General features: G+C 34.3%; 19 protein-coding genes and 1 riboswitch. Of the genes, 2 read left to right on the forward strand and 17 right to left on the reverse strand.

Features of this window, described 5'->3' with window-relative positions:
- Nucleotides 1–162: 162 nt before the first annotated feature.
- The 10 genes from B0A65_RS08760 to B0A65_RS08805 form a co-directional block, all read right to left on the reverse strand.
- Complete coding sequence (locus B0A65_RS08760; protein ID WP_074660518.1) at nucleotides 163–939, reverse strand: thiazole synthase; 777 nt, start codon at nucleotides 937–939, stop codon at nucleotides 163–165.
- Entirely contained in the window at nucleotides 920–1,558 is a 639-nt protein-coding gene (locus B0A65_RS08765; RefSeq protein ID WP_074660519.1) for a thiamine phosphate synthase, read from the reverse strand. Before B0A65_RS08765 ends, B0A65_RS08760 begins: the two co-directional genes overlap by 20 nt.
- A complete protein-coding gene (locus tag B0A65_RS08770) occupies nucleotides 1,548–2,303 on the reverse strand; it encodes a hydroxymethylpyrimidine/phosphomethylpyrimidine kinase (RefSeq protein ID WP_074660520.1) in 756 nt (251 codons plus the stop codon). Before B0A65_RS08770 ends, B0A65_RS08765 begins: the two co-directional genes overlap by 11 nt.
- Entirely contained in the window at nucleotides 2,270–2,869 is a 600-nt protein-coding gene (locus tag B0A65_RS08775) for a thiamine phosphate synthase (protein ID WP_074660521.1), read from the reverse strand. The genes B0A65_RS08770 and B0A65_RS08775 overlap by 34 nt, the downstream gene beginning before the upstream one ends.
- Before the next feature lie 40 nt (nucleotides 2,870–2,909).
- A complete protein-coding gene (gene thiC, locus B0A65_RS08780; protein ID WP_074660522.1) occupies nucleotides 2,910–4,733 on the reverse strand; it encodes a phosphomethylpyrimidine synthase ThiC in 1,824 nt (607 codons plus the stop codon).
- A gap of 156 nt (nucleotides 4,734–4,889) precedes the next feature.
- Nucleotides 4,890–5,096: a sulfur carrier protein ThiS gene (thiS, locus tag B0A65_RS08785; protein WP_074660523.1), complete on the reverse strand. Its 207-nt coding sequence runs from the start codon at nucleotides 5,094–5,096 to the stop codon at nucleotides 4,890–4,892.
- Nucleotides 5,097–5,157: 61 nt separating this feature from the next.
- A riboswitch (TPP riboswitch) is annotated at nucleotides 5,158–5,256 on the reverse strand.
- A 107-nt stretch (nucleotides 5,257–5,363) separates the two neighbouring features.
- Nucleotides 5,364–5,936: a DNA-3-methyladenine glycosylase I gene (locus B0A65_RS08790; protein WP_074660524.1), complete on the reverse strand. Its 573-nt coding sequence runs from the start codon at nucleotides 5,934–5,936 to the stop codon at nucleotides 5,364–5,366.
- Complete coding sequence (locus B0A65_RS08795; protein ID WP_074660525.1) at nucleotides 5,936–6,607, reverse strand: hypothetical protein; 672 nt, start codon at nucleotides 6,605–6,607, stop codon at nucleotides 5,936–5,938. The genes B0A65_RS08790 and B0A65_RS08795 overlap by 1 nt, the downstream gene beginning before the upstream one ends.
- An 11-nt stretch (nucleotides 6,608–6,618) precedes the next feature.
- Nucleotides 6,619–7,281, reverse strand: coding sequence for a queuosine precursor transporter (locus B0A65_RS08800; RefSeq protein ID WP_074660526.1), 663 nt, complete (start codon nucleotides 7,279–7,281; stop codon nucleotides 6,619–6,621).
- A 58-nt stretch (nucleotides 7,282–7,339) separates the two neighbouring features.
- Nucleotides 7,340–11,023: a TraB/GumN family protein gene (locus B0A65_RS08805; protein WP_074660527.1), complete on the reverse strand. Its 3,684-nt coding sequence runs from the start codon at nucleotides 11,021–11,023 to the stop codon at nucleotides 7,340–7,342.
- A gap of 244 nt (nucleotides 11,024–11,267) precedes the next feature.
- Between B0A65_RS08805 and B0A65_RS08810 the strand changes: the two genes are divergently transcribed.
- On the forward strand, nucleotides 11,268–13,388 hold the full coding sequence (locus B0A65_RS08810) for a M3 family metallopeptidase (protein WP_074660610.1): 2,121 nt from the start codon (nucleotides 11,268–11,270) through the stop codon (nucleotides 13,386–13,388).
- A 123-nt stretch (nucleotides 13,389–13,511) separates the two neighbouring features.
- Here the strand turns inward: B0A65_RS08810 and tsf are convergent, their stop codons facing one another.
- The 6 genes from tsf to B0A65_RS08840 all read right to left on the reverse strand — a co-directional run bounded on the left by tsf (nucleotide 13,512) and on the right by B0A65_RS08840 (nucleotide 18,207).
- Nucleotides 13,512–14,474 carry a translation elongation factor Ts gene (gene tsf / locus B0A65_RS08815; protein ID WP_074660528.1) on the reverse strand — a complete coding sequence of 321 codons (963 nt, stop codon included), beginning with the start codon at nucleotides 14,472–14,474 and terminating at the stop codon, nucleotides 13,512–13,514.
- Between the two features lie 136 nt (nucleotides 14,475–14,610).
- Nucleotides 14,611–15,411, reverse strand: coding sequence for a 30S ribosomal protein S2 (gene rpsB / locus B0A65_RS08820; RefSeq protein WP_074660529.1), 801 nt, complete (start codon nucleotides 15,409–15,411; stop codon nucleotides 14,611–14,613).
- Between the two features lie 176 nt (nucleotides 15,412–15,587).
- Entirely contained in the window at nucleotides 15,588–15,974 is a 387-nt protein-coding gene (gene rpsI, locus B0A65_RS08825; RefSeq protein ID WP_007808909.1) for a 30S ribosomal protein S9, read from the reverse strand.
- On the reverse strand, nucleotides 15,974–16,429 hold the full coding sequence (gene rplM, locus B0A65_RS08830; RefSeq protein ID WP_026983738.1) for a 50S ribosomal protein L13: 456 nt from the start codon (nucleotides 16,427–16,429) through the stop codon (nucleotides 15,974–15,976). The genes rpsI and rplM overlap by 1 nt, the downstream gene beginning before the upstream one ends.
- Before the next feature lie 192 nt (nucleotides 16,430–16,621).
- On the reverse strand, nucleotides 16,622–17,434 hold the full coding sequence (locus B0A65_RS08835) for a ferritin-like domain-containing protein (protein ID WP_074660530.1): 813 nt from the start codon (nucleotides 17,432–17,434) through the stop codon (nucleotides 16,622–16,624).
- 26 nt (nucleotides 17,435–17,460) lie between these two features.
- On the reverse strand, nucleotides 17,461–18,207 hold the full coding sequence (locus tag B0A65_RS08840; protein WP_074660531.1) for a ferritin-like domain-containing protein: 747 nt from the start codon (nucleotides 18,205–18,207) through the stop codon (nucleotides 17,461–17,463).
- Nucleotides 18,208–18,400: 193 nt separating this feature from the next.
- On the opposite strand from B0A65_RS08840, the gene B0A65_RS08845 reads away from it, so the two are divergent.
- On the forward strand, nucleotides 18,401–19,426 hold the full coding sequence (locus B0A65_RS08845; RefSeq protein WP_074660532.1) for a LacI family DNA-binding transcriptional regulator: 1,026 nt from the start codon (nucleotides 18,401–18,403) through the stop codon (nucleotides 19,424–19,426).
- Nucleotides 19,427–19,523: 97 nt separating this feature from the next.
- Here B0A65_RS08845 and polA read toward each other — a convergent pair whose 3' ends face one another.
- Nucleotides 19,524–22,376 (reverse strand): DNA polymerase I, encoded by a 2,853-nt coding sequence (gene polA / locus B0A65_RS08850; protein WP_074660533.1) that lies wholly within the window; start codon nucleotides 22,374–22,376, stop codon nucleotides 19,524–19,526.
- Nucleotides 22,377–22,467 lie beyond the last annotated feature (91 nt).

A 22,467-nucleotide genomic window follows, 5' to 3' on the forward strand; every position in this document is an offset into this window, starting at 1 on the left:
TATTTCATTTTCAGTCATTATTCTTTAATTTAAATTTTAGTCAAAATTAAAGAATTTTCCTTCTTTTTTTTAATTGATTTTTCCTATCCAATTTTTATACTGTTCAACATATAAAAATCGTTTTTAATCTGCTTAAATCTGCAGAATCTGCGTGAAATATCCTTACTCAAATAAAAATGAAGTCAAAGGACTAGAAGCAACAGCATAATTTTGTTGATTAGCAATTTTAGCTTCAAAAGCTTTTCGTCCTGCAATAACAGCTTCTTTGAAAGCTTCAGCCATTAATTTTGGGTTTCCGGCTACCGCAATTGCAGTATTCACCAAAACTGCATCAGCACCAATTTCCATTGCTTTTGCAGCGTCAGATGGAGAACCGATTCCGGCGTCTATAATTACCGGAACATTACTTTGTTCGATAATAATTTCAAGGAAATCAATTGTCTTTAAGCCTTTGTTACTTCCAATTGGAGAGCCTAACGGCATCACCGCAGTTGTTCCTGCATTTTCTAAATGTTTGCACAAAACGGGATCTGCATGAATGTAAGGCAATACAAAAAATCCCAGTTTTGCTAATTCCTCCGTTGCTTTTAAAGTTTCAATAGGATCGGGCATCAAATACTTTGGATCCGGATGAATTTCAAGTTTTATCCAATTGGTTTCGAGAGCTTCTCTCGCTAATTGTGCGGCGAAAACAGCTTCTTTGGCATTTCTCGCTCCTGAAGTATTGGGTAATAAATTGATTTTTGGATGTTTTAAATGGTATAAAATGGCATCTGTATCCGTTTCGAGATCAATACGTTTTAGGGCCACTGTCACCAATTCACTTTCTGATGCCAGGATCGCTTCTTCCATTTGGATATTAGAACCAAATTTTCCTGTTCCCAAAAACAAGCGGGATTGAAAGCTTTTATCTCCGATATTAAACACTGACGTTTGCATATAATTTTTCGTTGAGTTGTTGAATTAATTTTTCTTTTTGATCACTTTTAGTAATCATTCCGGAAACGGCAATTCCATGAATTCCGGTCTCCATTAAAGGGCTTATATCATTAATTGTGATTCCGCCAATAGCGTAAACAGGAGTTTGTATATTACTATTTTTCATTTTTTGAAGAATATTAAAATAGCCTGATAAACCTAAAATGGGACTTAATTTTTCTTTAGTAGCGGTAAAACGAAAAGGTCCTAATCCGATATAATCACAGCCATTTTTTACGTGATTTTCAATGTCTTCAAAGGTGTTGGCTGTTCCTCCAATGATTTTGGTGTTTCCGAGAATTGCTCTTGCTTCTGCAATATTCATATCGGTTAAACCCAAATGTACACCGTCGGCAGCGATTTGTTGTGCCAGATACAAATTGTCATTTACAATGAAATTGGCAAGATATTCTTCGCATAAAAACTTTACCGCTTCCGCTAAAGTAAAAGTATCTTTGGCTGTTTGATTTTTGAAACGCAGTTGTATCCAATCACATCCTGAGTCTAAGGCGTGATGAATATTATACAATTGTTCTTCGATTGTTTTTCCTTGCGAAATGTATTGTAGTTTATTGTACATAGTGATATCCGATTAAAGTTGATGTTGAACTCAGGTATTTTTCTATGTAGGTTTTAGCATTTTTACAAGCTTCTTCCAAAGTTTGGTCTAATGCCAGATTTGCGGCTATTGCTGCTGACAAAACACAGCCGGAACCATGTTTTTCAAAACATTTTTTCTGTGATGGGGCTAATTCTATAACTTCATTTTTTAGGAATAGACGGTCCGTACCAATTTCCGATTCGTTATGTCCTCCTTTTAGTAAAATGTTCGTTGGAATTTCATTGTGCAGCCAGAGTTCATTTGGAATAAATCCGGGAAATAGAATTTCAATTTCGTTGTAATTGGGTGTAATCAAATCAATTTTTGAAAGGATTTTATTAAGATCGAGATCTTCTTCGACTTTCAAAAATTCGAATTTTGTTGTCGACTTTAAAACCGGATCCCAGACAATTTTTGTAGTTGGAGACAGCAGTTTTATAGTCGAAAGAATTCGGTTTAAATAATGGAAACTTGGTACAATCCCAATTTTTACTGTTTGGATTTTATAACTTAAAAACAGGGTTTCAATCGAACGAATTACAAAACTCAGATTGATCCATTGAATTTTACAAAATACATTTTCTGTCTGAATTGTATTTGCCGTTACAACAGCAAAACCGGTCACCTGATGTTGTTCGAATGTTTTAACATCTGCCAAAACACCCGCGCCACCACAAGGATCAAATCCTGCTATGCTAAGAACGAATGGGCGAGTTGCTGACATAATTTAAATTGTTTTACAGGGTTTTTACTACTCCAGATGCTTCCTAAAAGTGCGACATCATCAAAACCGTTTTTAAGTGTTTTTTTGATATTTTCAAAATCAATTCCGCCTAAAGCGATAACTTTTGTATTTGTGTTTTTTCTTAATGCTAAAGCCTTAAAAAGATCTTTTTCAGGATAATATTCTTCTTTAGAAATGCTTTTAAAAACTGGACTTAAGAATGCGTATTCAAAATCTTTTCCCAGAGAATTAAAATCTTCTATAGAATGAGTTGACGTTGAATACCTACAGGGTTTTGAAAACCTTGCAGGAAAGTCATGAGAATCTTTTCTGTCTTTTTCAGAAAAATGAAGTCGGTTGATTCCAAAATATTCTGCCAATTGATGATGACTGTGCAACACCAAATTAGATCTGAATTTTACGTTTATCTGATTAATAAATTTCATCATTTCAACTTCAGAAAAATCGGATTTCCGAATATGAAGCAAAGACAATCCTTCCTCAAATAAAGAATCAATAATGCTGATTTCATCAGAAATTGCAAAAGGATTTGTAATGACAATCATATCTTTTCTCTTTACTCTTGATTCTTGACTCTATTTTCTACTAGATATAAATCTCTTTCCCCTGTTCAATAAACTCTTCTGATTTCTCCTGCATTCCTTTTTCTGCGGCAGCAACATCTCTAATTTCCTGAGATATTTTCATAGAACAGAATTTTGGACCACACATAGAGCAAAAATGAGCGACTTTTGCACCATCAGCAGGAAGAGTTTCATCATGGAATTCCCTTGCAGTATCAGGATCAAGAGACAGATTAAATTGATCTTCCCAACGGAATTCAAAACGGGCTTTGCTTAAAGCATTGTCTCGATATTGTGCGCCTGGATGACCTTTTGCCAAATCTGCAGCATGAGCTGAAATTTTATACGTTATAACTCCATCTTTTACATCTTTTTTATTCGGTAAACCAAGATGCTCTTTTGGCGTTACATAACACAACATTGCACAACCGTACCAACCAATCATGGCGGCTCCAATTGCTGAAGTTATATGATCATAACCAGGAGCAATATCAGTCGTTAAAGGTCCAAGGGTGTAAAAAGGGGCTTCATTGCAATGCTCTAATTGTTTGTCCATATTTTCTTTAATCATGTGCATTGGCACGTGGCCTGGACCTTCGATAAAAACCTGAACATCATGTTTCCATGCAATTTTGGTTAATTCTCCAAGTGTTTCCAGTTCTGCAAATTGTGCAGCGTCGTTAGCGTCAGCAATAGAACCCGGACGTAAACCATCTCCAAGGGAAAAAGCAACATCATACTGTTTCATGATTTCGCAGATTTCCTCAAAATGAGTATATAAAAAGTTTTCTTTATGATGAAATAAACACCATTTTGCCATAATTGACCCTCCACGCGAAACGATTCCGGTAACACGATCAGCGGTTAAATGAATGTAACGCAATAAAACTCCGGCGTGAATCGTGAAATAGGAAACGCCTTGCTCGGCCTGTTCAATTAAAGTATCACGGAAAACTTCCCAGGTTAAATCTTCGGCAATTCCTTTTACTTTTTCCAATGCCTGATAAATGGGAACGGTACCAATTGGGACAGGTGAATTACGAATAATCCATTCTCTTGTTTCATGAATGTTTTTTCCAGTAGAAAGATCCATAATCGTGTCAGCTCCCCAACGGCAAGCCCAAACCGCTTTTTCAACTTCTTCTTCAATGCTTGAAGTCACGGCGCTGTTACCAATATTGGCGTTTATTTTGACTAAGAAATTACGACCAACAATCATTGGTTCGCTTTCAGGATGATTTATGTTGTTTGGGATAATGGCTCTGCCGCAAGCAACTTCAGATCGTACAAATTCAGGCGTAATTTTGCTTTTTGGTGTGTTTGCTCCAAAACTATGTCCGGCATGTTGGCATTGCATTGCTTTTGTTTGCTCGTTTAAGAGTTCGATACGTTGGTTTTCACGAATCGCAATATATTCCATTTCAGGAGTTATAATTCCTTGTTTGGCATAATATAACTGCGTTACATTGGCACCTTTTTTAGCACGTTTTGGCTGATGCAAGTATTCAAATCGAAGGTGATTCAGGCTTTCGTCTTTCAAACGGGTTTGTCCGTAATCAGAAGTTATTTGATTTAGGATTTCGACATCATTTCGATCCAGGATCCAGCTTTCGCGTAAGCGTGGTAATCCTTTTCTAATGTCGATTTCAATGTTTGGATCTGTATAAGCACCTGAAGTATCGTAAATAGTTACAGGTGGATTTTTCTCAATTCCGCCATTCGAAAGTTTGGTGTCGCTTAAAATGACCTCGCGCATGGCCACTTTTATGGGATGAATTTCGCCATTGACGTAAACTTTTTTAGAATTCGGAAAAGGGGTTCTGGAAATTTGTTCTTCTGTTGTCATAGTTTTTTTGTTTCAAGTTTCAGGTTTCAGGTTGATCTTGATTGAGTTGAATGTTAGATGTAAAATGAAAGATGTTCCGGTAGAGGCGCATAGCAGTGCGTTTCCATTTGGAATTTGGAATTTATTTTTTGGAATTTATCACGATAGCTATCGGGACTATCCTCCCTGTGTAGCAGAAATAATGAGAATTTCGTCAGTTTCTTGTACGAGATGTTCGTTCCAATTGATCCTTGGAACAACAGAGTTGTTAATGGCAACGGCAATTCCGTTTTGTTTGTTTGGAATTTCGAGATCGAGCAATGATTGAACACTTAGCGATTCAGCATTGAACTTTTTGATTTGTTGGTTGATTTTTAGTTCCATTCCTTCTTGAATTAGTATAGTTATACTTTAGGAATGGCTACAAAAACGCATAAAAATGCGCAGAAGTCATCTTACTTTTCCCTACGCTAGTATGAACTAGATCAGGTTCAGAGGGTAAAATCTCAGCCTGCTTTTATAGCAGACACCCCTAAAGTGTGAAGCAAATATAATATTTTTTTTAAAGTTTTCAGTCTCAGTTTTCAGTTTTCAGTCTTTGACTTAAAAAAATAAGCTCTAAAAAACTGAAAACTGAGACTGTGACTGAGACTATTTTCTCTTTCGGGTAAAGCAATCTTCGGCGTGATCATTAACCATTCCGGTGGCTTGCATGTGTGCGTAGATTACGGTTGAACCGACAAATTTAAAACCTCTTTTTTTTAAATCTTTGCTGATTTCGTCAGAAAGTGGAGTAGTGGCGGGAGCATCTTTTGATGTTTTGACGTTATTTATGATTGGTTTTCCGTTGGTATATTTCCAAATAAAATCAGAGAAACTACCAAATTCTTCCTGCACTTTCATAAAAGCCTGAGCATTAGAAACCGCTGCTTTTATTTTTAGTTTATTGCGAATGATTCCGGTATTTTGCATTAATTCTTCGATTTTATCTTCAGAATAAAAGGCTATTTTTTTATAATCAAAATGGTCAAATGCATTTCTGAAATTCTCCCTTTTGTTTAAAATGGTAATCCAGCTTAAACCGGCCTGAAAAGTTTCTAAAATTAAAAATTCGAATAAGGTGGGATCGTCATAAACTGGAACGCCCCATTCTTCGTCATGATATTTTTTATATAAATCGCTGGAAGTACACCAGCCACATCGAATTAAAACTTCGTTTTCCATTATTTACCAATTTGCCAATGATATCCTTTTACGCTTGGTATATAGGCGGAATGACCAATTATTATTAAATCATTATAAACTTTTCTGTTGTATTTAATCCCGATTGCTTTGCCTGACATGAACATTTTATCAGCCTGAAATCTAACTTTCATTTTACCGTCTTCAAGTTCGGCATCCGATACTTTTTCTACAAGCCAGGTTGAACGCCATTTTACATTTAACTCATCGTGTGCTGTTCTGGTAACACTTTTAACAAGTTTAACGGCTTCTTCAGGAATTTTAAAATTTTGAGTTAAATCTTTCTGACTCATGGTCTGGCCAATTTTAGTCCCTGAAAAAATTTTGCGCAGATTAACAAAATTCAGTAAGTCGTTTTCTTCCTTTTTTATTGGAATCGGAGCTTTTTCTGTTGTGCTTATTTTTGCAACTGGAATTTCGGGTGTTAAAATAGGTTTTGTAACAGTAAAAGCCTCTTTTTTCTTAAGAGGAGAATTATTACGGCTGTCTATTGCAACTACTATTTTAGAAGGAATTGGATCGAGTTGTTTTTGAGGTGCAGGTTTTAAAGAACTAACAGGGTATACTTTATTGTTAGGTTGCTTTTTGTCATCGCTACCACAGCTTAACAGGAAGCTTAGTGAAAATAGTACTATTATATTAGTTTTTTTCATAACAATAATTTTTAGTCCTTATGAGAAATGTCTCCTTCCAAATATTTTTTAATTAAATGATGTCCTGCGTAAATTAATGGTGTCAATAAAATGGCTATAGATAATTTAAATGCATAGCCTATCAATGCTGATGAAATAAACGTATCAAAGTCAATTTTTCCGGGTAGCCAAAAAGCTATTCCAAGTACAATAAACGAATCAAATAATTGCGAAATTACAGTTGATCCCGTAGTTCGTAACCATATTTTTCTTTCTCCTGTTCGTCTTTTAAAAAACCAAAATATCCAGACATCAATTAACTGAGATGCCATAAAGGCAATTAAACTACCAACAATTATCCACATACTTTGTCCAAAAACAGCCTGAAATTGCTCATCATTTACCGGACTTATTCCTTTTGCGGCCGGAATAACAATTGCCATAAATAAAATTAAAAAAGCATATGCAATTAAGCAAGCCGTTATAAAAGAGAGCTTTTTTACTCCTTTCTCTCCAAAATATTCATTTATTAAGTCGGTTGTCAGGAAAACCACTGGCCATGGTAAAATACCAATACTCATTACAAACGGCCCAACCTGAATTAATTTTCCTCCAATAAGTTCTGCGACAACTGCATTTGTGATAAAAATTCCCGCTAGAACTACAAAGACAATTTCTTTTTTGGTTTTGAACATAAATACGTACTATAAAATCTGATACTTCAAAGTTAACTATTTTATGCTGAAAATTGATTTAATATTCTTCACCAAGTGATAGTTCCTCTTCTTCCTTTTCTTTTTCAAAACTTGCTCTCATATGATCGCCATTTAGAGTTTCATTGATGATAAGAGCATATGTTTTTTCGGGATCCTCTTCAATACTAATTGTTTTTATTGGAGCGGTAGTGTAGGCTAAAGGATTTATTTTTTTGTTTTCGTTTAAAAAGGCAATGGTGTATAATTGCTTTTTGACCGCTTTTGTCTCATCATTTTTTCTTTGAATTTGATAAAAGTAAAACGAAATTTCATGATTGTCTTTTGCTACAATTTGCTTTTTTAATAAGGTTATAGAATCTTTTTTAGAGAGATTTTGAAAATTTAAAGCGGCAGCTTTCGCAATCTCATCATCAGTAAAATGTATTAAATCTTTTTTATTTTGATTCAACAACAAATTGATTGTAATGAATTGCGTTTTAGGATCGTTTAAAAAAACATTAATTTCAGCCGTATTTAGTGCGTTATGTATAATTCCTAATCGGGCTAATTCTATGTTTAATTCCGGAATATCCAGATTTTTTATTTTTTTCAACACTTCTTTTACAGCATTGTCATCTGCATAATTATAGATTAAATTGGTGTAATTTATCAAATCAGTTAATGATCTTGAGGACTCAGAATAAAACGTTAAATCGTCTTCTGTCGTTGCAGCATCTTGCGAGGCTTTGTTTTTTTCGTTCCAGCTTGCTACTCTTTTATATTCGAGTTTGGTATTGGTCAATATTATTTTTTTAAATGCTTTTAGTTTTTTAACTGAAAGCAATTTTTTCTCTAATAATGAATTGCAAAAGCTAATAATTGGTTTGTTGTATTCTTTGATGCTGTAATATTGAAAAATTTCAGGAAACAATTCCTTACTGTTTTCCGGATCTCTTTCAAAGGTGTAAAAAAGACTTCCAATCTCATATTGTAAATCGGAAATGGGTAAATCATACTCTAATAATTCATTGATTTTTTGATACGCTTCTTTTGATTTTTGATATGAAATACTTTTTAAGATGCTAATTTGTACATCTGTTTTAGTTGATTCTTTTTTATAATAATTCTCGAGATAAGGAATTACTCTTTCATCTTCTATTTTGCCAATTTTTTCCAATAATGAAGTTATGGCATCAGTTTCACTTTCTTTAAAATTAAAAGTAGTAATGAAATTGGTAATAGCTTCAAAATCATTTTTTGTAATGTCCAGATTATCAATTGTGTTCAAGGCTGAATAACGAATGGTATCTTTTTCACTTTTAGCATCTTCGATAAAAAGTTTTACCTTGTCTTCGTTCGCATCCGTTTTAATATTGTCAGCTAGATCTAATGAATTAAAAGTTTTTTCTATGAATGGATCATCGTTTTTATAGTTTTTGGCCACCAAAGTATTCAGTAAATAATAGGTGTTGTCTTTATAAAGAACTTTGTATTTAATGGCTTGTGTCGCATTTGGCTTAGAAACTAGAGCATTGACGGTGTAACTATTTTGTTCTTTATTAAAAGTAGTGCTTTGTGATAAAAATTCGTAATTGTCTTTTTTGTCGGCAAGAATTTCTTCCCATAAAGACTGTGAGAATCCCTTTTTAAGAAACAATTCAGGACTTAGTAATGATGTTGCAGTTTCGTAACTTTCATCGTCTTCTCCCTCAAAATAATTCTGTTCAGGATCGCTTTCATATTGATTTAGGAATTCTTTTTTAAGCATACGCTGAACAGAATCAATAGATAATGTTCGTTCGTATTTTGGGAATTTATGGTAAGCTAGTTTTATTTTTCTACCCGTTTCGGAGTTAAATGACTGAAACTGATTTACGACCTTGAAGGTATTTTTTGTTTCTCTTTTGTTTTGATCTAATTTTAAAAATAAGTTTTCATTTTCCTTTTCAGGAATTTCTATTTTATAGTTGGCAATTGAGTCTGTTAAAACTTTCGATTTCGATTTGTATGCAAACGGAACGATTGTAAAGGAATTGAAAAAACGATTGGTACTGGTCTCTGATGCATTTACAGCGCCCAATAAGTAATATTTGTTCCCAGAAATAATTGTTTTTAATTTGATATTTCGATCTCCAATTTTAGAGGTTGAAACAAAAGAATTTTCAATTTTGTTGTATTTTGTAGCTGTAGAATCTTGATTTTGTTGCAGATAAAATTGATAATGAATTTGCTTTTGTTCGTATTCAGAATTTTCAAGGAAACTGGTGTCATTTAGTGTTTTTTCTCTTAAAAAATAATATGCTTTTTCCTGATTATCATAGGCCTGAATATCAATATTGGTTCCTTTATCAGCACTGTTTCCAAAGACGAAGTTGAATGAAGGAATTTCTGCCTCAAAACCGCCTTTTAGAGGTTTGATTTTTTCCCATTCATTTTTAAAAGGTTTGATTTTAATATTTTCAAAAACCTCATTTTCATATTGTCGAACATAATTGGCAGGTCCTGTCATCGAAATCGAAATGATTTCTAAAGGAGTGATGTAAAATTTAGAATGTTGGGCGTTTCCTGTTTTCGTAACATTTTTTATATCATAACTGGCATAATTGGGCTGTTCAGCATATTTTTTTTCAATAATATCTCCCGGAATTTTTTCAAAAAATAAACTATCCAATGATTTCGGATTGTATATGATATTTCTGTTTTTTAAGAAATAATTTAGCGGAATTCTTTTTATCGTAATGGCACCACCGTTGGTAAAATCTGGCGAGCCCATACTTTCATTTTCTTCAATAGTAGTTTTGTATAATGGCAATTGCACCATTTTATCTTTAGTGTTCGAAACCGTAAAATTGGGATTAGGAAAATAAGCTTCAATAGTTTTCTTCTGATTTTTCCCGTTTTCGGTAAAAGTGTCAATTATAGGTTTTACCGTATAGCCTTTTTGTCTTAAAAGTTTAATTATACCATCATTGCCTGCAAGATGTGCCGCTCCAACTGCTGAGAATAAACTTCCTGTTTTTGCAATAGAATCAATACTCTTTGTCATTACTTTGTTGCGATTAACAATAAGTGCATCGTGTGCTTTTTTCGAAAACAGCAGTTTATAGATCGAGTCAAGCATTACAATGTCTTTCTCTCTGTAATATTCTTTTAGAACCTCCTGAGGATTTCTGTTTTTTAAGATTTTGACTAAAGCTAGTTTGTTTTCTTCTTTCGGTTTTGCATCTTCGTCAATGATTTGCAAGATAGAAAGCATAGATTCTTTTGCATCTTCAAGACCAACAATTTTCTTCTTGTACTTTTTTCCGGTTTGAAAAATAAACATGTCTAATACAGTATCTTCCTGAAAATCTGCCTGATCTCCTTCGGCTCCTGATAACATATTTCTAAAATACTTGCCATTGTCATTAATAAAAATGGTTTGAATATTCTCTTTTGTTGTGGGGAACAAATAGAATTCGGTATAGAACTTTTTATAAGAATTAAAATCATTACTTTTCATTAAATCATTCAAATCTCCCCAGGTTTCAGGATTGCTTTCATTGGCCACAATATCAGAGCCCAAAAGATTTGTAAAAAAGGAATCAGATAAGTGAAACGAAATTTTATCGTTAACATGCATCGTTCCGTAGATATAGGATTTTTTGGTTAAACCGTTACCGGATATTTCCCAAAATAAACTTTTGTTTTGTGCCTGAAGAACCGAAGTTATTAGTAATGAGATATAAAGTAGTTTTTTCAAGAGGGTTGGTTTAGTGGTTTTGCTAAACAAATATAAAATAGATTACGGTCTTTTCGTTTATGAATTTTACTTTTTCTTCTTTTTTTATAAGGTATTTTCTTAAAAACTAAAAGTGACTTTTCGCAACTGAGATTGTTTATACGATCAAACTTTTTTAAGATTATTCAATTTGCTCTCGATTGGTAATTTTTAGGTACTTTTGGAATAAGAACAAGTTCTATTATTTAAAACAAAATTAATGAGAATGAAAAAATTAATGTCAATTTTTATCATGGGTACAACCTTTTTTGCGGCTACCGCACAAAACAACGCTGACAACCCGTTACTTAAACCATGGACTGGTCCTTACGGAGGAGTTCCTGCTTTTAATGAGTACAAGGTGTCAGACTTTAAACCGGCAATTGAATTTGCTATTCAGGAAAAATTAAATGAAGTAGATGCTATTGCAAATAATCCAAAAGCACCAACTTTTGACAATACTATTGTCGCTTTAGAGCTTTCGGGAAAAACAATTACGAGAATTTCGACAGTTTACGGAATTTACAGATCTAATCTAAGTACTCCTGAATTTAATGCAATCGACAGAGAGATGTCGCCAAAATTCTCTGCATTTACAGATAAAATTAATCAAAACAAGAAATTGTTTGCCAGAATTGAAACACTTTATAATGCAAAAGAAAGTAAAAAACTTACTAGCGAGCAACAGCGTTTAATCTGGTTATACTATACGAATCTTGTTCGTCAGGGAGCTAAATTAAATGATGAAGATAAAGCAAAAGTATCTAAGATTAATCAGGAACTGGCAACACTTTTTACTCGCTTTAGCCAAAATTTATTAGCCGAAGAACACAATCAATACCTTGCTTTAAAAACAGAAAGTGATTTTGACGGTCTGCCACAAGAAGTAAAAAATGCTGCTATTGCTGAAGCAAAAGACAGAAAATTGGATGTTATGGGATGTATTGCCAATACACGCTCTTCTATTGAACCCTTTTTGACTTTTTCAACTCGCAGAGATTTAAGAGAAAAAGCATTCGATATTTTTGTGAAACGTGGAGATAACGGAAATGCGAATGATAACAATTCTACACTTGTAACTATTTTAGAACTGCGTACTCAAAAAGCTAAATTACTCGGATATCCAACTTTTGCTAATTGGAGTTTGTCTAATAAAATGGCAAAAGATCCTCAGAAAACATTAGATTTAATGATGTCAGTTTGGGAGCCAGCTGTAGAAAAAGTACACCAGGATGTAGCGGAGATGCAAAAGATTGTCGATGCAGAAGGTGGAAAGTTCAAAATTCAACCTTGGGATTATCGTTATTATGCTGAAAAAGTTAGAAAAGCAAAATATGATTTAGATCAAAATGAGGTTAAGCCTTACTTACAATTAGAAAACCTGCGTGAGGGAATGTTTTGGGTTGCCGGAGAATTGTTTAACTTAAGTTTCAAACAAATTACAAATGTGCCAGTTTATCATCCTGATGTTCGCGTTTGGGAAGTGAGTAATAAAGTGACCGGAAAAGTGGTAGGTTTATGGTATTTTGATCCTTACGCACGTACAGGAAAACGTTCAGGAGCCTGGATGAATGCTTATCGTGACCAACAAAAGTTAGGCGGTGATGTTTTAACGATCGTGTCTAACAACTGTAATTTCATTAAAGGAACAGCAAACGAACCTGTTTTAATTTCATGGACAGATGCAACAACTTTATTTCATGAATTTGGTCATGCACTTCACGGATTGTGTTCAAATGTTACCTATCCAAGTTTAGCAGGAACTTCTGTAGCAAGAGATTATGTTGAATTTCCTTCTCAATTATTAGAGCACTGGTTGTCTACTCCGGAAGTATTGAACAAATTTGCTTTGCATTATAAAACAAATCAGCCGTTGCCACAGTCTTTAGTAGAAAGAATTAAGAAAGCAGCTAATTTTAATGAAGGATTCTCTACTGTAGAAACAATTTCAAGTTCTTTGATTGATATGAAGCTACATTTGACAACTACACCTATAGATCCTCATAAATTTGAAAAAGAGACCTTAGATGCACTGCATATGCCATCAGAAATTGTAATGCGTCACCGTATTCCGCAATTTGGACATATTTTCTCAAGTGATGGATATGCAGCAGGATATTACAGCTACTTATGGGCTGATGTAATCAATGCAGATGCGTGGGAAGCTTTTACTGAAGGAAAAGGACCGTATGATAAAGCGGTTGCAAAAAGACTTTATGATAATGTTTTCAGCGTTGGAAATACGATTGATCAGGAAAAAGCATATGAGAATTTTAGAGGCAGAGCTCCTAAATCGGATGCTTTAATGCGTGCAAGAGATTTTCCAATTGTAACGAAGAAAAAATAAAAAAATCGGCAATACTATTATAGGCGCACTGCGGTGCGTCTGTACTATTTGAGACATAAAAGAATATAAAAAAAGGCCCGAATAAATTAATATTCGGGCCTTTTATATTGAAATAATAATATATTAACCTAGAGTAACTCTTTTGAAACCTGTAATTTCAACGTTGAATCCTTTAACATAATCACCAACTTTTTTACTATCATCTTTGATGAAGTTTTGATCAAGTAAAGCTTTTTCCTGATCTAAAGTAGTATTGTCAGAGATGAAACGTTGTACTTTTCCTGGAACAATTTTATCCCAAATTTGCTCTGGCTTACCTTCTGCTTTTAATTCAGCTTTAGCATCTTCTTCAGCTTGTTTTAAAACTTCTTCAGTTAATTGAGAGAAAGAGATATATTTAGGAACATTTTTTAAAGTTTTTCCTAAACGTTTTGCTTCTTCATTATCTTTTTCGATTACAGCAATACGAGCAGCAAGTTCAGATTCAACGAAAGCAGGATCAAAATCTTTATAAGATAATGTATCAGCTCCCATAGAAGCAACTTGCATAGAAACATCTTTAGTTAAAACGTCAGCGTTAGGAATTGCAGCAGAAATTGCAGTTAATGCAGCAATTTTGTTAACGTGAACATAAGATCCAACGAAAGCACCTTCTAAAATTTCAAAACCACCGATTTCGATTTTTTCTCCGATAACTCCAGTTTGCTCGATTAATTTTTCAGCAACAGTAATTCCGTTGAAATCTGAAGCTAAAAATTCTTCTTTAGAAGAGAAGTTAATAGCTTTTTCTACTAATTCTTTAGCCAAAGTTACGAAAGCCTCATTTTTACCTACGAAATCAGTTTCGCAGTTTAAAGTGATGATAGCTCCTTTAGTATTGTCAGCATTGATAAAAGAAACAGCAGCTCCTTCAGAAGACTCACGGTCAGAACGGTTAGCAGCAACTTTTTGTCCTTTTTCTCTAAGGACTTGTATAGCTTTATCGAAATCTCCGTCAGCCTCAACTAAAGCTTTTTTACAGTCCATCATTCCGGCACCTGTAGTTTGTCTTAATTTATTTACGTCTGCAGCAGTAATTGTTGCCATAATATTTTGAATTTTAATGTTAAAAGTAAAAATTCCATCTTTTAAATTCTAAACTCCAATTTTATTAAATTATCAACATAACGTTTTTAATTTGTGTTTGGATTTTAGAATTTAAAATTTGGAATTTAAATTTGATTTATTCTTCAGTTGCAGGAGCAGCAGCTTCAACAGCTGGCGCAGCCTCTACAGCAGGAGCAGCTTCAGTAGCTGGAGCTTCTTCTGTGAAAACTTCAGTTTCTTTATCAGAACCTCTGTCAGAAAGACCGTCGATTACAGCAGCAGTAACTAAAGATAAAATTTTGTCAATTGATTTAGAAGCATCATCATTTGCAGGAATAACGTAATCAACCTCTCTTGGGTCAGAATTCGTATCAACCATTGCGAAAACTGGAATGTTTAATTTTTGTGCTTCTTTTATTGCGATATGTTCAGCTTTGATATCTACTACGAACAATGCAGCTGGTAGTCTAGACATGTCAGCGATTGAACCTAAGTTTTTCTCCAATTTAGCACGTAGACGATCAACTTGCAAACGCTCTTTTTTAGATAACGTCATGAAAGTACCATCTTTCTTCATTTTATCAATAGAAGACATTTTTTTCACTGCCTTTCTGATAGTTACAAAGTTAGTTAGCATTCCACCAGGCCATCTTTCAGTGATGTAAGGCATGTTTGCAGCCTTTGCTTTTTCAGCAACGATGTCTTTAGCTTGTTTTTTGGTAGCTACGAATAAGATTTTTCTACCTGATGCAGCGATTTTTTTCAAAGCTTCATTAGCTTCTTCGATTTTTGCTGCAGTTTTATATAGATTGATAATGTGAATACCATTACGCTCCATATAAATGTAAGGGGCCATGTTTGGATCCCATTTTCTAGTCATGTGTCCAAAGTGAACACCTGCTTCTAGTAAGTCTTTTACTTCTATTTTGTTTGCCATTTTTGTACTAGTTTACGTTCTGTTGATTAGCAATGTATAAATGGCGGTTTCCCAGGCTTTATACATTTAGATGCTAAACTATTTCCTACCTCGATAGGAGAGCAACAACAACTGTGTTTTTTAATTTCAATAAATAATTGATCGTGTCTTGTACCAAATATACAAGACAGGTAATATTAACGTTTAGAGAATTGGAATCTCTTACGAGCTTTCTTCTGACCGAATTTCTTACGTTCAACCATTCTTGGATCTCTTGTTAATAAACCTTCTGGTTTAAGGATAGCTCTGTTTTCAGCATTTACTTCACACATAACGCGTGCTAATGCCATTCTTACAGCTTCTGCCTGACCAGTTGAACCACCTCCGTAAACGTTTACTTTTACGTCAAAGTTGTTTACATTTTCTGTCATAGACATTGGTTGTAAAACTTTGTATTGTAAAGTTGCAGTTGGAAAGTAAGTTGCGAATTCTTTTTTGTTTACAGTGATTTTTCCTGTTCCTTCAGAAACATATACACGTGCAACAGCGGTTTTTCTTCTACCGATTTTGTGAATAACTCCCATTACTTAAGATCGTTTAGGTTAACAGTTCTAGGTTTTTGAGCTCCGTGAGTATGCTCAGCACCTACAACAACATTTAGATTTCTAAAAAGTTCAGCTCCTAATTTGTTTTTAGGTAACATTCCTTTTACAGCTTTTTCTACTAATAATGCAGGGTTTTTAGATTGCAATACTTTAGCAGTTAAAGTTCTTTGTCCTCCTGGGTAACCTGTATGACGCATGTAAATTTTGTCATTCATTTTTGTACCTGTAAGGTTAATTTTTTCTGAGTTGATAACAATTACGTTATCTCCACAGTCAACGTGTGGTGTGTAACTTGGTTTGTACTTACCTCTTAAGATCATCGCAACCTTTGAAGCAAGACGACCTAAGTTATGACCTTCAGCGTCAACAACAATCCACTCTTTAGTTACAGTGGCTTTGCTAGCTGAAATTGTCTTGTAGCTTAATGCGTCCATAATATTATTTTAATTAAACATTCCATCCCCAATAAAGGGGATGCAAAAGTACAATTAATTATTTTAAAACCAAATACCTGAAAAGAATATTTTATCTGTTGAAAATCAGGGCTTCAGTTTTTTATTTAAATGAATAAAAAAAAACCACCTTCACAATAACGCGAAGGTGGTTCAATATTTAGAGTTTTTTTGTTAAACAATAAATAAATTTGCAATATCTACAACTTGTTGTGTTGAAAGTGGCTCATCGTAAGCTTCTGATCCTGCGGCGGCTCCAAATAAACTAGCGGTATTATATCCTGCCTGCATTGTAACACCTTCGCCATCATACACGGCTTGTGTTGCTGCTGGCATTCCGGTACCTCTCTCGGCATTCGATATCCAGCCTTTTAATCCGCGTAATCGTCGTACTTCTGAGGCATGTCTTGCCTCAACAGAATGAATTTGCAAAGCAGCAGTTAGTAAATCTGGTGTTGAAATCAAATTAGCAGCCTGACCTTTATAGGCTCTCACACCAGTATCTTCAAAAGCTTGGGCCAATGCCAAAAACGTTGGATAATCTCCAAAAGGATTAAATGCGCCTCCAACAGTAAAGTCGAAAGTGGGTTTTGGAACAAAATTAGCACTCATTGTTCCGCCTAGTCCCGCAATTAAGAATTTTACGTGATCTGATTCGTGTGCGGCAATTTGTTGAAAAACTTTTCTGTCGCGTCCGCCGTTTTCAGATGCCGGGATTACTCCAGAATCTAACGCCATCGCATAAAATTCATTTTCAAGATATTCTAAAGTCAAAGCAAATTGCAGTGCTCCAATTGGAGTGGCTGGTGTTGCAGTGATGTCTTTTGCTAATGCTTTATTGGCTAAAGCTGATAATCCGAATGGGATAGAAGCCATTGCCAGATTTTTTCCAATATTTCCGAACTGATTAAAACTGTCTCTTCTCGAACCAGTGCTTCTCATTAAACTATCATCAGTGAAGGTTTCTATAAATTTTAAGATATTCATAATTTCTAATTTTTAGCTGGTTAGGATTAAGGTAAATATTTAGCAGTAAATTTTGTAGTAATGAAACCTCCTGCAATTGGTAAAATTTTAGAAGGATCGCTGGCAACGTCTAAACCTGTAGAAGTATTTACAATATCATCACCTGCAAAATCATTTGAATTTGGGTTAATCAAACTTCTGATAGCGGAAGCGTGTCTGGCTTCTACCGAAACAATTTTCCCGGCCAACAATAAATAATCAGCACTTTTAATCAGTTTTCCGGCTCCGTTGTACGCAGCCACTCCTGTATCTTCCAAAGCTTTTGCCGTTGCAAGAACTTCAGTACGACTGTTGAAATTTAGAGAGCCATAATTAAATGCCAAAGAAGGAAGTAATTGTGAACTCGGATCAGGAAGGGCTCCTGTCAGCGCCGCTTTGAAAAAATCTCTGTGAATTACTTCATGATGATATAAGTCAGTCAAAACTTGTTTTTCGATAGTATTAAAAGTAGAGTTGAAATTAGAGGCGTTTACAACTTTAGTATAAAAATCAGCTTCTAATTGTTCCAGTGCATAGGCATAAGTCAATACTCCAAAATCTCCAGAGCCTAAATCAAAGACACCATTTTTTATTCCGGGCAGGGTATTGTCCTGCATATCATTATCATTATCATTGTCGCTGCAGCCAGCTAAAACCAAACCTGCGCCAACTAGTGTTAAGCCGCTGAGCTTTAGAAAGCTCCTTCTGTTATTCAAGGAAGGGTCAACTTCATGAATTTTAACTTCGTTTTTCATAATCAAGGTCTTTTAAAAGGTTAATAACATATATTAAGGTATTAACGAGATTTTTGTAAGAGCGGTTTTGAATAATCGACGTTTTTTTAATTTTTTTCTAAAAAGCCTTATAATTTTAAATACTGGTAGGTGTTTTTTGTTTTATTTTAGGTAATTCTACTATATTTGTACTAATTACATAAAATTTTAATAGATGAAAGCTAAAGCAACTCTAAAACAAATTGCGAAAGAACTTGGTGTTTCTGTATCTACGGTGTCTAAGGCACTAAATGATAGCCCGGAAATTAGTGAGCAAACGAAGGTGAAGATTAAAGAGTATGCCAAACTCAAAAATTATAAGCCTAATGTTATTGGTCTGAATCTGAAGAATCGTAAAACCAAAACAATTGGTGTAATTATACCTAATATATTAAATTCCTTTTTTGCAAAGGTTTTTAGTGGTATCGAGAAAGTTGCCGATAAAAAAGGATACAATGTAATTACCTGTATTTCGAATGAATCTTTGGAAAAAGAAATTCATACTCTTGAAATGTTGAGCAACGGAACTATTGACGGATTTATACTTTCGGTTTCTGAAGAAGCTCAAAAATTACAGGATTACAGTCATTTTTCTGCTATTATTAATGATGGAACTCCGATTGTAATGTTTGACCGAATTGCAGATGAAGTAGAATGTGACAAAGTTGTAGTAGATGATTTCGATTCAGCTTTGAATTCAACACAACATTTGATCAATTTAGGCTGTAAAAATATTGCCTTAATTTCTTCAGTAGATAATTTAAGCGTTGGAAAATTAAGAGCTGACGGATATTTGAAAGCTTTGGCAGATAACAATATTCCGGTAAATGAAAAAATTATTCTTCGTACAGATTCTGAAGAGGATATGAAGAATAAAATTGATGCCATTTTTGATAATAAAATTGATGCGATTTTTGCTTTGGATGAAAATGATTCCGTTGCAGCATTAAGAGTGAGTTTGAAAAAAGGATACAAAGTTCCGGAAGATATTTCAATAATTGGTTTTGCAGATGGAATTTTAGCGTCAAGACGTTTGTCGCCAAGTTTAACAACGGTTAGTCAACACGGAATTGAAATTGGAGAAGTTGCCGCCAGACAACTAATCAAACGTTTAGAAGAATCTGATGAGGAAACTTCGGATTACGAAACGATCGTTATTAAGACAAAGTTGAAAGAACGAGAGTCTACTAGAAAAGCTTAATCATAAAATATATCATAAAAAAGGACTGTTCGAAAGAACAGTCCTTTTTTTATGGAGAGATAAAATCTAAAATCTAAAATCTAAAATCTAAAATTGCTTAATGCGCCGCTAACCAATCTGCACCCATACCTAATTCAACATCCAAAGGAACACTCATCATAAAAGCATTTTCCATCTCATGTTTAATCATTGGCTGGATTTTTTCTAATTCGTCATTGTGCACATCAAACACAAGCTCATCATGAACCTGAAGCAACATTTTAGATTTCCAGTTTTCATCTTTTAGCTTTTTGTGAATGTTGATCATCGCAATTTTTATCACATCGGCGGCACTTCCCTGAATGGGCGCATTTACAGCATTTCGCTCAGCGGCACTTCTCACCACAGCATTTGCCGAGTTAATGTCTTTTAAATAACGACGACGTCCTAAAATCGTTTGCACATATCCTTTTTCACGTGCAAATTCTATTTGTTCGCTGATGTACGATTTTAATCTAGGATATGTTTTATAATAAGCTTCAATCAAAGCAGCACTTTCGCTTCTTGATAATGAAGTCTGATTGCTCAATCCGAAAGCAGAAACACCATAAATAATTCCGAAGTTTACCGTTTTAGCATTACTTCTTTGTTCGCGTGAAACTTCTTCTAAAGGCACATCAAAAACTTTAGCGGCAGTTGCTTTGTGGATATCTTCTCCGTTTTTGAAAGCGGCGATCATATTTTCTTCACCACTTAAGGCAGCGATAATTCTTAATTCTATTTGCGAGTAATCGGCAGAGATTAAAGTATGATTCTCATCGCGCGCGACAAAAGCTTTACGAATCTGGCGTCCTCTTTCGGTACGAATCGGGATATTTTGTAAGTTAGGATTGTTAGAGCTCAAACGTCCTGTTGCGGCAACAGTTTGCATATAATCGGTATGAACGCGTAATGTTTTCTTGTCTACTTGTTCCGGCAAAGCCAAAATATAAGTGCTTTGTAATTTTACCATTTGACGCCAATCCAGAATTTCCTTTATAATAGGATTGTCATTAGCTAAATACATCAAAACATCCTCACCAGTCGCATATTGACCGGTTTTGGTTTTCTTTTGTTTGGCACCACCAATTTTCATTTTATCAAATAAAACATCTCCCAATTGTTTTGGAGAAGCCAAATTGAATTTCTCACCAGCAGTTTCATAGATTTTTTGTTCCAAAGATTTAATTTCGACCTCCATTTCGGTCGACATTTGTTTTAGAAAATCAACATCAAGACGAATTCCTTCTGTCTCCATTGCTGCTAAAACGCTTACTAACGGAATTTCGATTTCATCGAATAATTTTTTGGTTTCCGTTTTATCTAATTCGGTTGTAAAAAGTTCTTTTAATTGAAAAGTTACATCAGCATCTTCAGCAGCATATTCCTTAATATCTTCAAGGGCGACATCACGCATTGTAATTTGATTTTTTCCTTTCTTACCAATTAAAGTTTCAATAGATTTTGGAGAATATTTCAAATAGGTTTCAGATAAAATATCCATATTATGACGCATATCCGGATTGATCAGATAATGTGCAATCATGGTATCAAAAAGTTTTCCTTTTACATTAATACCGTAATTAGAAAGAATTTTTAAATCGTATTTTAAATTCTGACCAATTTTTTCAATGTTTTCATTCTCAAAAAACGGTCTGAATTTTTCAATTAAAGTTTGAGCTTCTTCCTGGCTTTCCGGAAACGGAACGTAATAGCCTTTTCCTTTTTCATAAGAAAACGAAATCCCTACCAATTCAGCATGTAAGGCATCTAAGCCAGTAGTTTCAGTATCAAAACAAACTTCAGTCTGTTTTTGCAAGTTTTGCAAAAGCAATTTAATTCCTAAATCACCTTCGATGGCTTGATAGGAATGGGGTGTGTTTTCTAAAGTATTGTAAAATGAAGTTCTTTCTGTTTCAGTATTTTCATCAGAAGTTGCTCCGCCTCCAAACAAATCAAACTGATCTTCATTTTTAGGTTGTGGTTTTTTGTATAATTTAGCATCAGAAGCTGGAGCTGCCGAAGTTGCTAATTCATTTCCGCCACCTACTTTAAATAAATTATCAAACTGTTCCGCCATTCTTCTGAATTCTAGTTCCTGAAAAATAGCATCTGTTTTTTCGATGTCTGGACGCGAAAGTTCGTAGTCGTCTTCATTAAAGACAACGTCACAATCACAAATAATCGTCGCCAGTTTTTTAGATAAAATTCCTTTTTCTTTATTGGCTTCAATGTTTTCTTTCATTTTGCCTTTTAGTAAATGTGTATTATCTAAAAGGTTTTCCATCGTACCAAATTCTTTCAGGAATTTTTTTGCTGTAACTTCACCAACACCTGGTAATCCAGGAATATTATCAACAGCATCTCCCATCATTCCCAAAAAATCGATTACTTGCTCCGGTCTTTCGATTTCAAATTTTGCCAAAACTTCAGGAACGCCCCAAATTTCGATTCCATTCCCCATTCGGGCTGGTTTGTACATGAAAATGTTCTCAGAAACTAATTGGGCAAAATCCTTATCAGGTGTTACCATATAAACTTTGTAGTTTTCTTTTTCTGCTTGCTTTGCAATTGTTCCAATTAAATCATCGGCTTCACAACCTTCTATTTCAATGATCGGAATGTGCATTGCTCTTAAAAGTTCCTGAATATAAGGTACGGCGATTTTTATTGCTTCTGGAGTAGCGTCACGATTGGCTTTATATTCGACAAACATTTCTGTTCTTACATGACTTCCGCCTTTATCAAAAGCCACAGCCAAATGATCCGGTTTTTCACGTTTTATAACATCCAAAAGCGAGTTCATGAAGCCCATGATCGCTGATGTATCCATTCCTTTTGAGTTAATTCGTGGGTTTTTTATAAAGGCATAATAACCACGGAAAATTAGCGCGTAAGCATCGAGAAGAAAAAGACGTTTTTGAGTTGACATAAAAAAAATATTAGTCTGTAAAAATAAACAATTGGGTTCTCAAAAATTAAACTAAAAAGATTTTTTTTGCACCATGTAAGTTATCAAAGTT

The sequence above is a fragment of the Flavobacterium frigidimaris genome (assembly GCF_002217275.1).
GTDB classification, from domain to species: domain Bacteria; phylum Bacteroidota; class Bacteroidia; order Flavobacteriales; family Flavobacteriaceae; genus Flavobacterium; species Flavobacterium aquidurense.

What these genes read in the sequence shown, in the direction of transcription:
- B0A65_RS08760 (WP_074660518.1), bottom strand. Translation starts at nt 939, where the DNA reads ATGCAAACGTCAGTGTTTAATATCGGAGATAAAAGCTTTCAATCCCGC.
- B0A65_RS08765 (WP_074660519.1), bottom strand. Translation starts at nt 1,558, where the DNA reads ATGTACAATAAACTACAATACATTTCGCAAGGAAAAACAATCGAAGAA.
- B0A65_RS08770 (WP_074660520.1), bottom strand. Translation starts at nt 2,303, where the DNA reads ATGTCAGCAACTCGCCCATTCGTTCTTAGCATAGCAGGATTTGATCCT.
- B0A65_RS08775 (WP_074660521.1), bottom strand. Translation starts at nt 2,869, where the DNA reads ATGATTGTCATTACAAATCCTTTTGCAATTTCTGATGAAATCAGCATT.
- thiC (WP_074660522.1), bottom strand. Translation starts at nt 4,733, where the DNA reads ATGACAACAGAAGAACAAATTTCCAGAACCCCTTTTCCGAATTCTAAA.
- thiS (WP_074660523.1), bottom strand. Translation starts at nt 5,096, where the DNA reads ATGGAACTAAAAATCAACCAACAAATCAAAAAGTTCAATGCTGAATCG.
- B0A65_RS08790 (WP_074660524.1), bottom strand. Translation starts at nt 5,936, where the DNA reads ATGGAAAACGAAGTTTTAATTCGATGTGGCTGGTGTACTTCCAGCGAT.
- B0A65_RS08795 (WP_074660525.1), bottom strand. Translation starts at nt 6,607, where the DNA reads ATGAAAAAAACTAATATAATAGTACTATTTTCACTAAGCTTCCTGTTA.
- B0A65_RS08800 (WP_074660526.1), bottom strand. Translation starts at nt 7,281, where the DNA reads ATGTTCAAAACCAAAAAAGAAATTGTCTTTGTAGTTCTAGCGGGAATT.
- B0A65_RS08810 (WP_074660610.1), top strand. Translation starts at nt 11,268, where the DNA reads ATGAAAAAATTAATGTCAATTTTTATCATGGGTACAACCTTTTTTGCG.
- tsf (WP_074660528.1), bottom strand. Translation starts at nt 14,474, where the DNA reads ATGGCAACAATTACTGCTGCAGACGTAAATAAATTAAGACAAACTACA.
- rpsB (WP_074660529.1), bottom strand. Translation starts at nt 15,411, where the DNA reads ATGGCAAACAAAATAGAAGTAAAAGACTTACTAGAAGCAGGTGTTCAC.
- rpsI (WP_007808909.1), bottom strand. Translation starts at nt 15,974, where the DNA reads ATGGGAGTTATTCACAAAATCGGTAGAAGAAAAACCGCTGTTGCACGT.
- rplM (WP_026983738.1), bottom strand. Translation starts at nt 16,429, where the DNA reads ATGGACGCATTAAGCTACAAGACAATTTCAGCTAGCAAAGCCACTGTA.
- B0A65_RS08835 (WP_074660530.1), bottom strand. Translation starts at nt 17,434, where the DNA reads ATGAATATCTTAAAATTTATAGAAACCTTCACTGATGATAGTTTAATG.
- B0A65_RS08840 (WP_074660531.1), bottom strand. Translation starts at nt 18,207, where the DNA reads ATGAAAAACGAAGTTAAAATTCATGAAGTTGACCCTTCCTTGAATAAC.
- B0A65_RS08845 (WP_074660532.1), top strand. Translation starts at nt 18,401, where the DNA reads ATGAAAGCTAAAGCAACTCTAAAACAAATTGCGAAAGAACTTGGTGTT.
- polA (WP_074660533.1), bottom strand. Translation starts at nt 22,376, where the DNA reads ATGTCAACTCAAAAACGTCTTTTTCTTCTCGATGCTTACGCGCTAATT.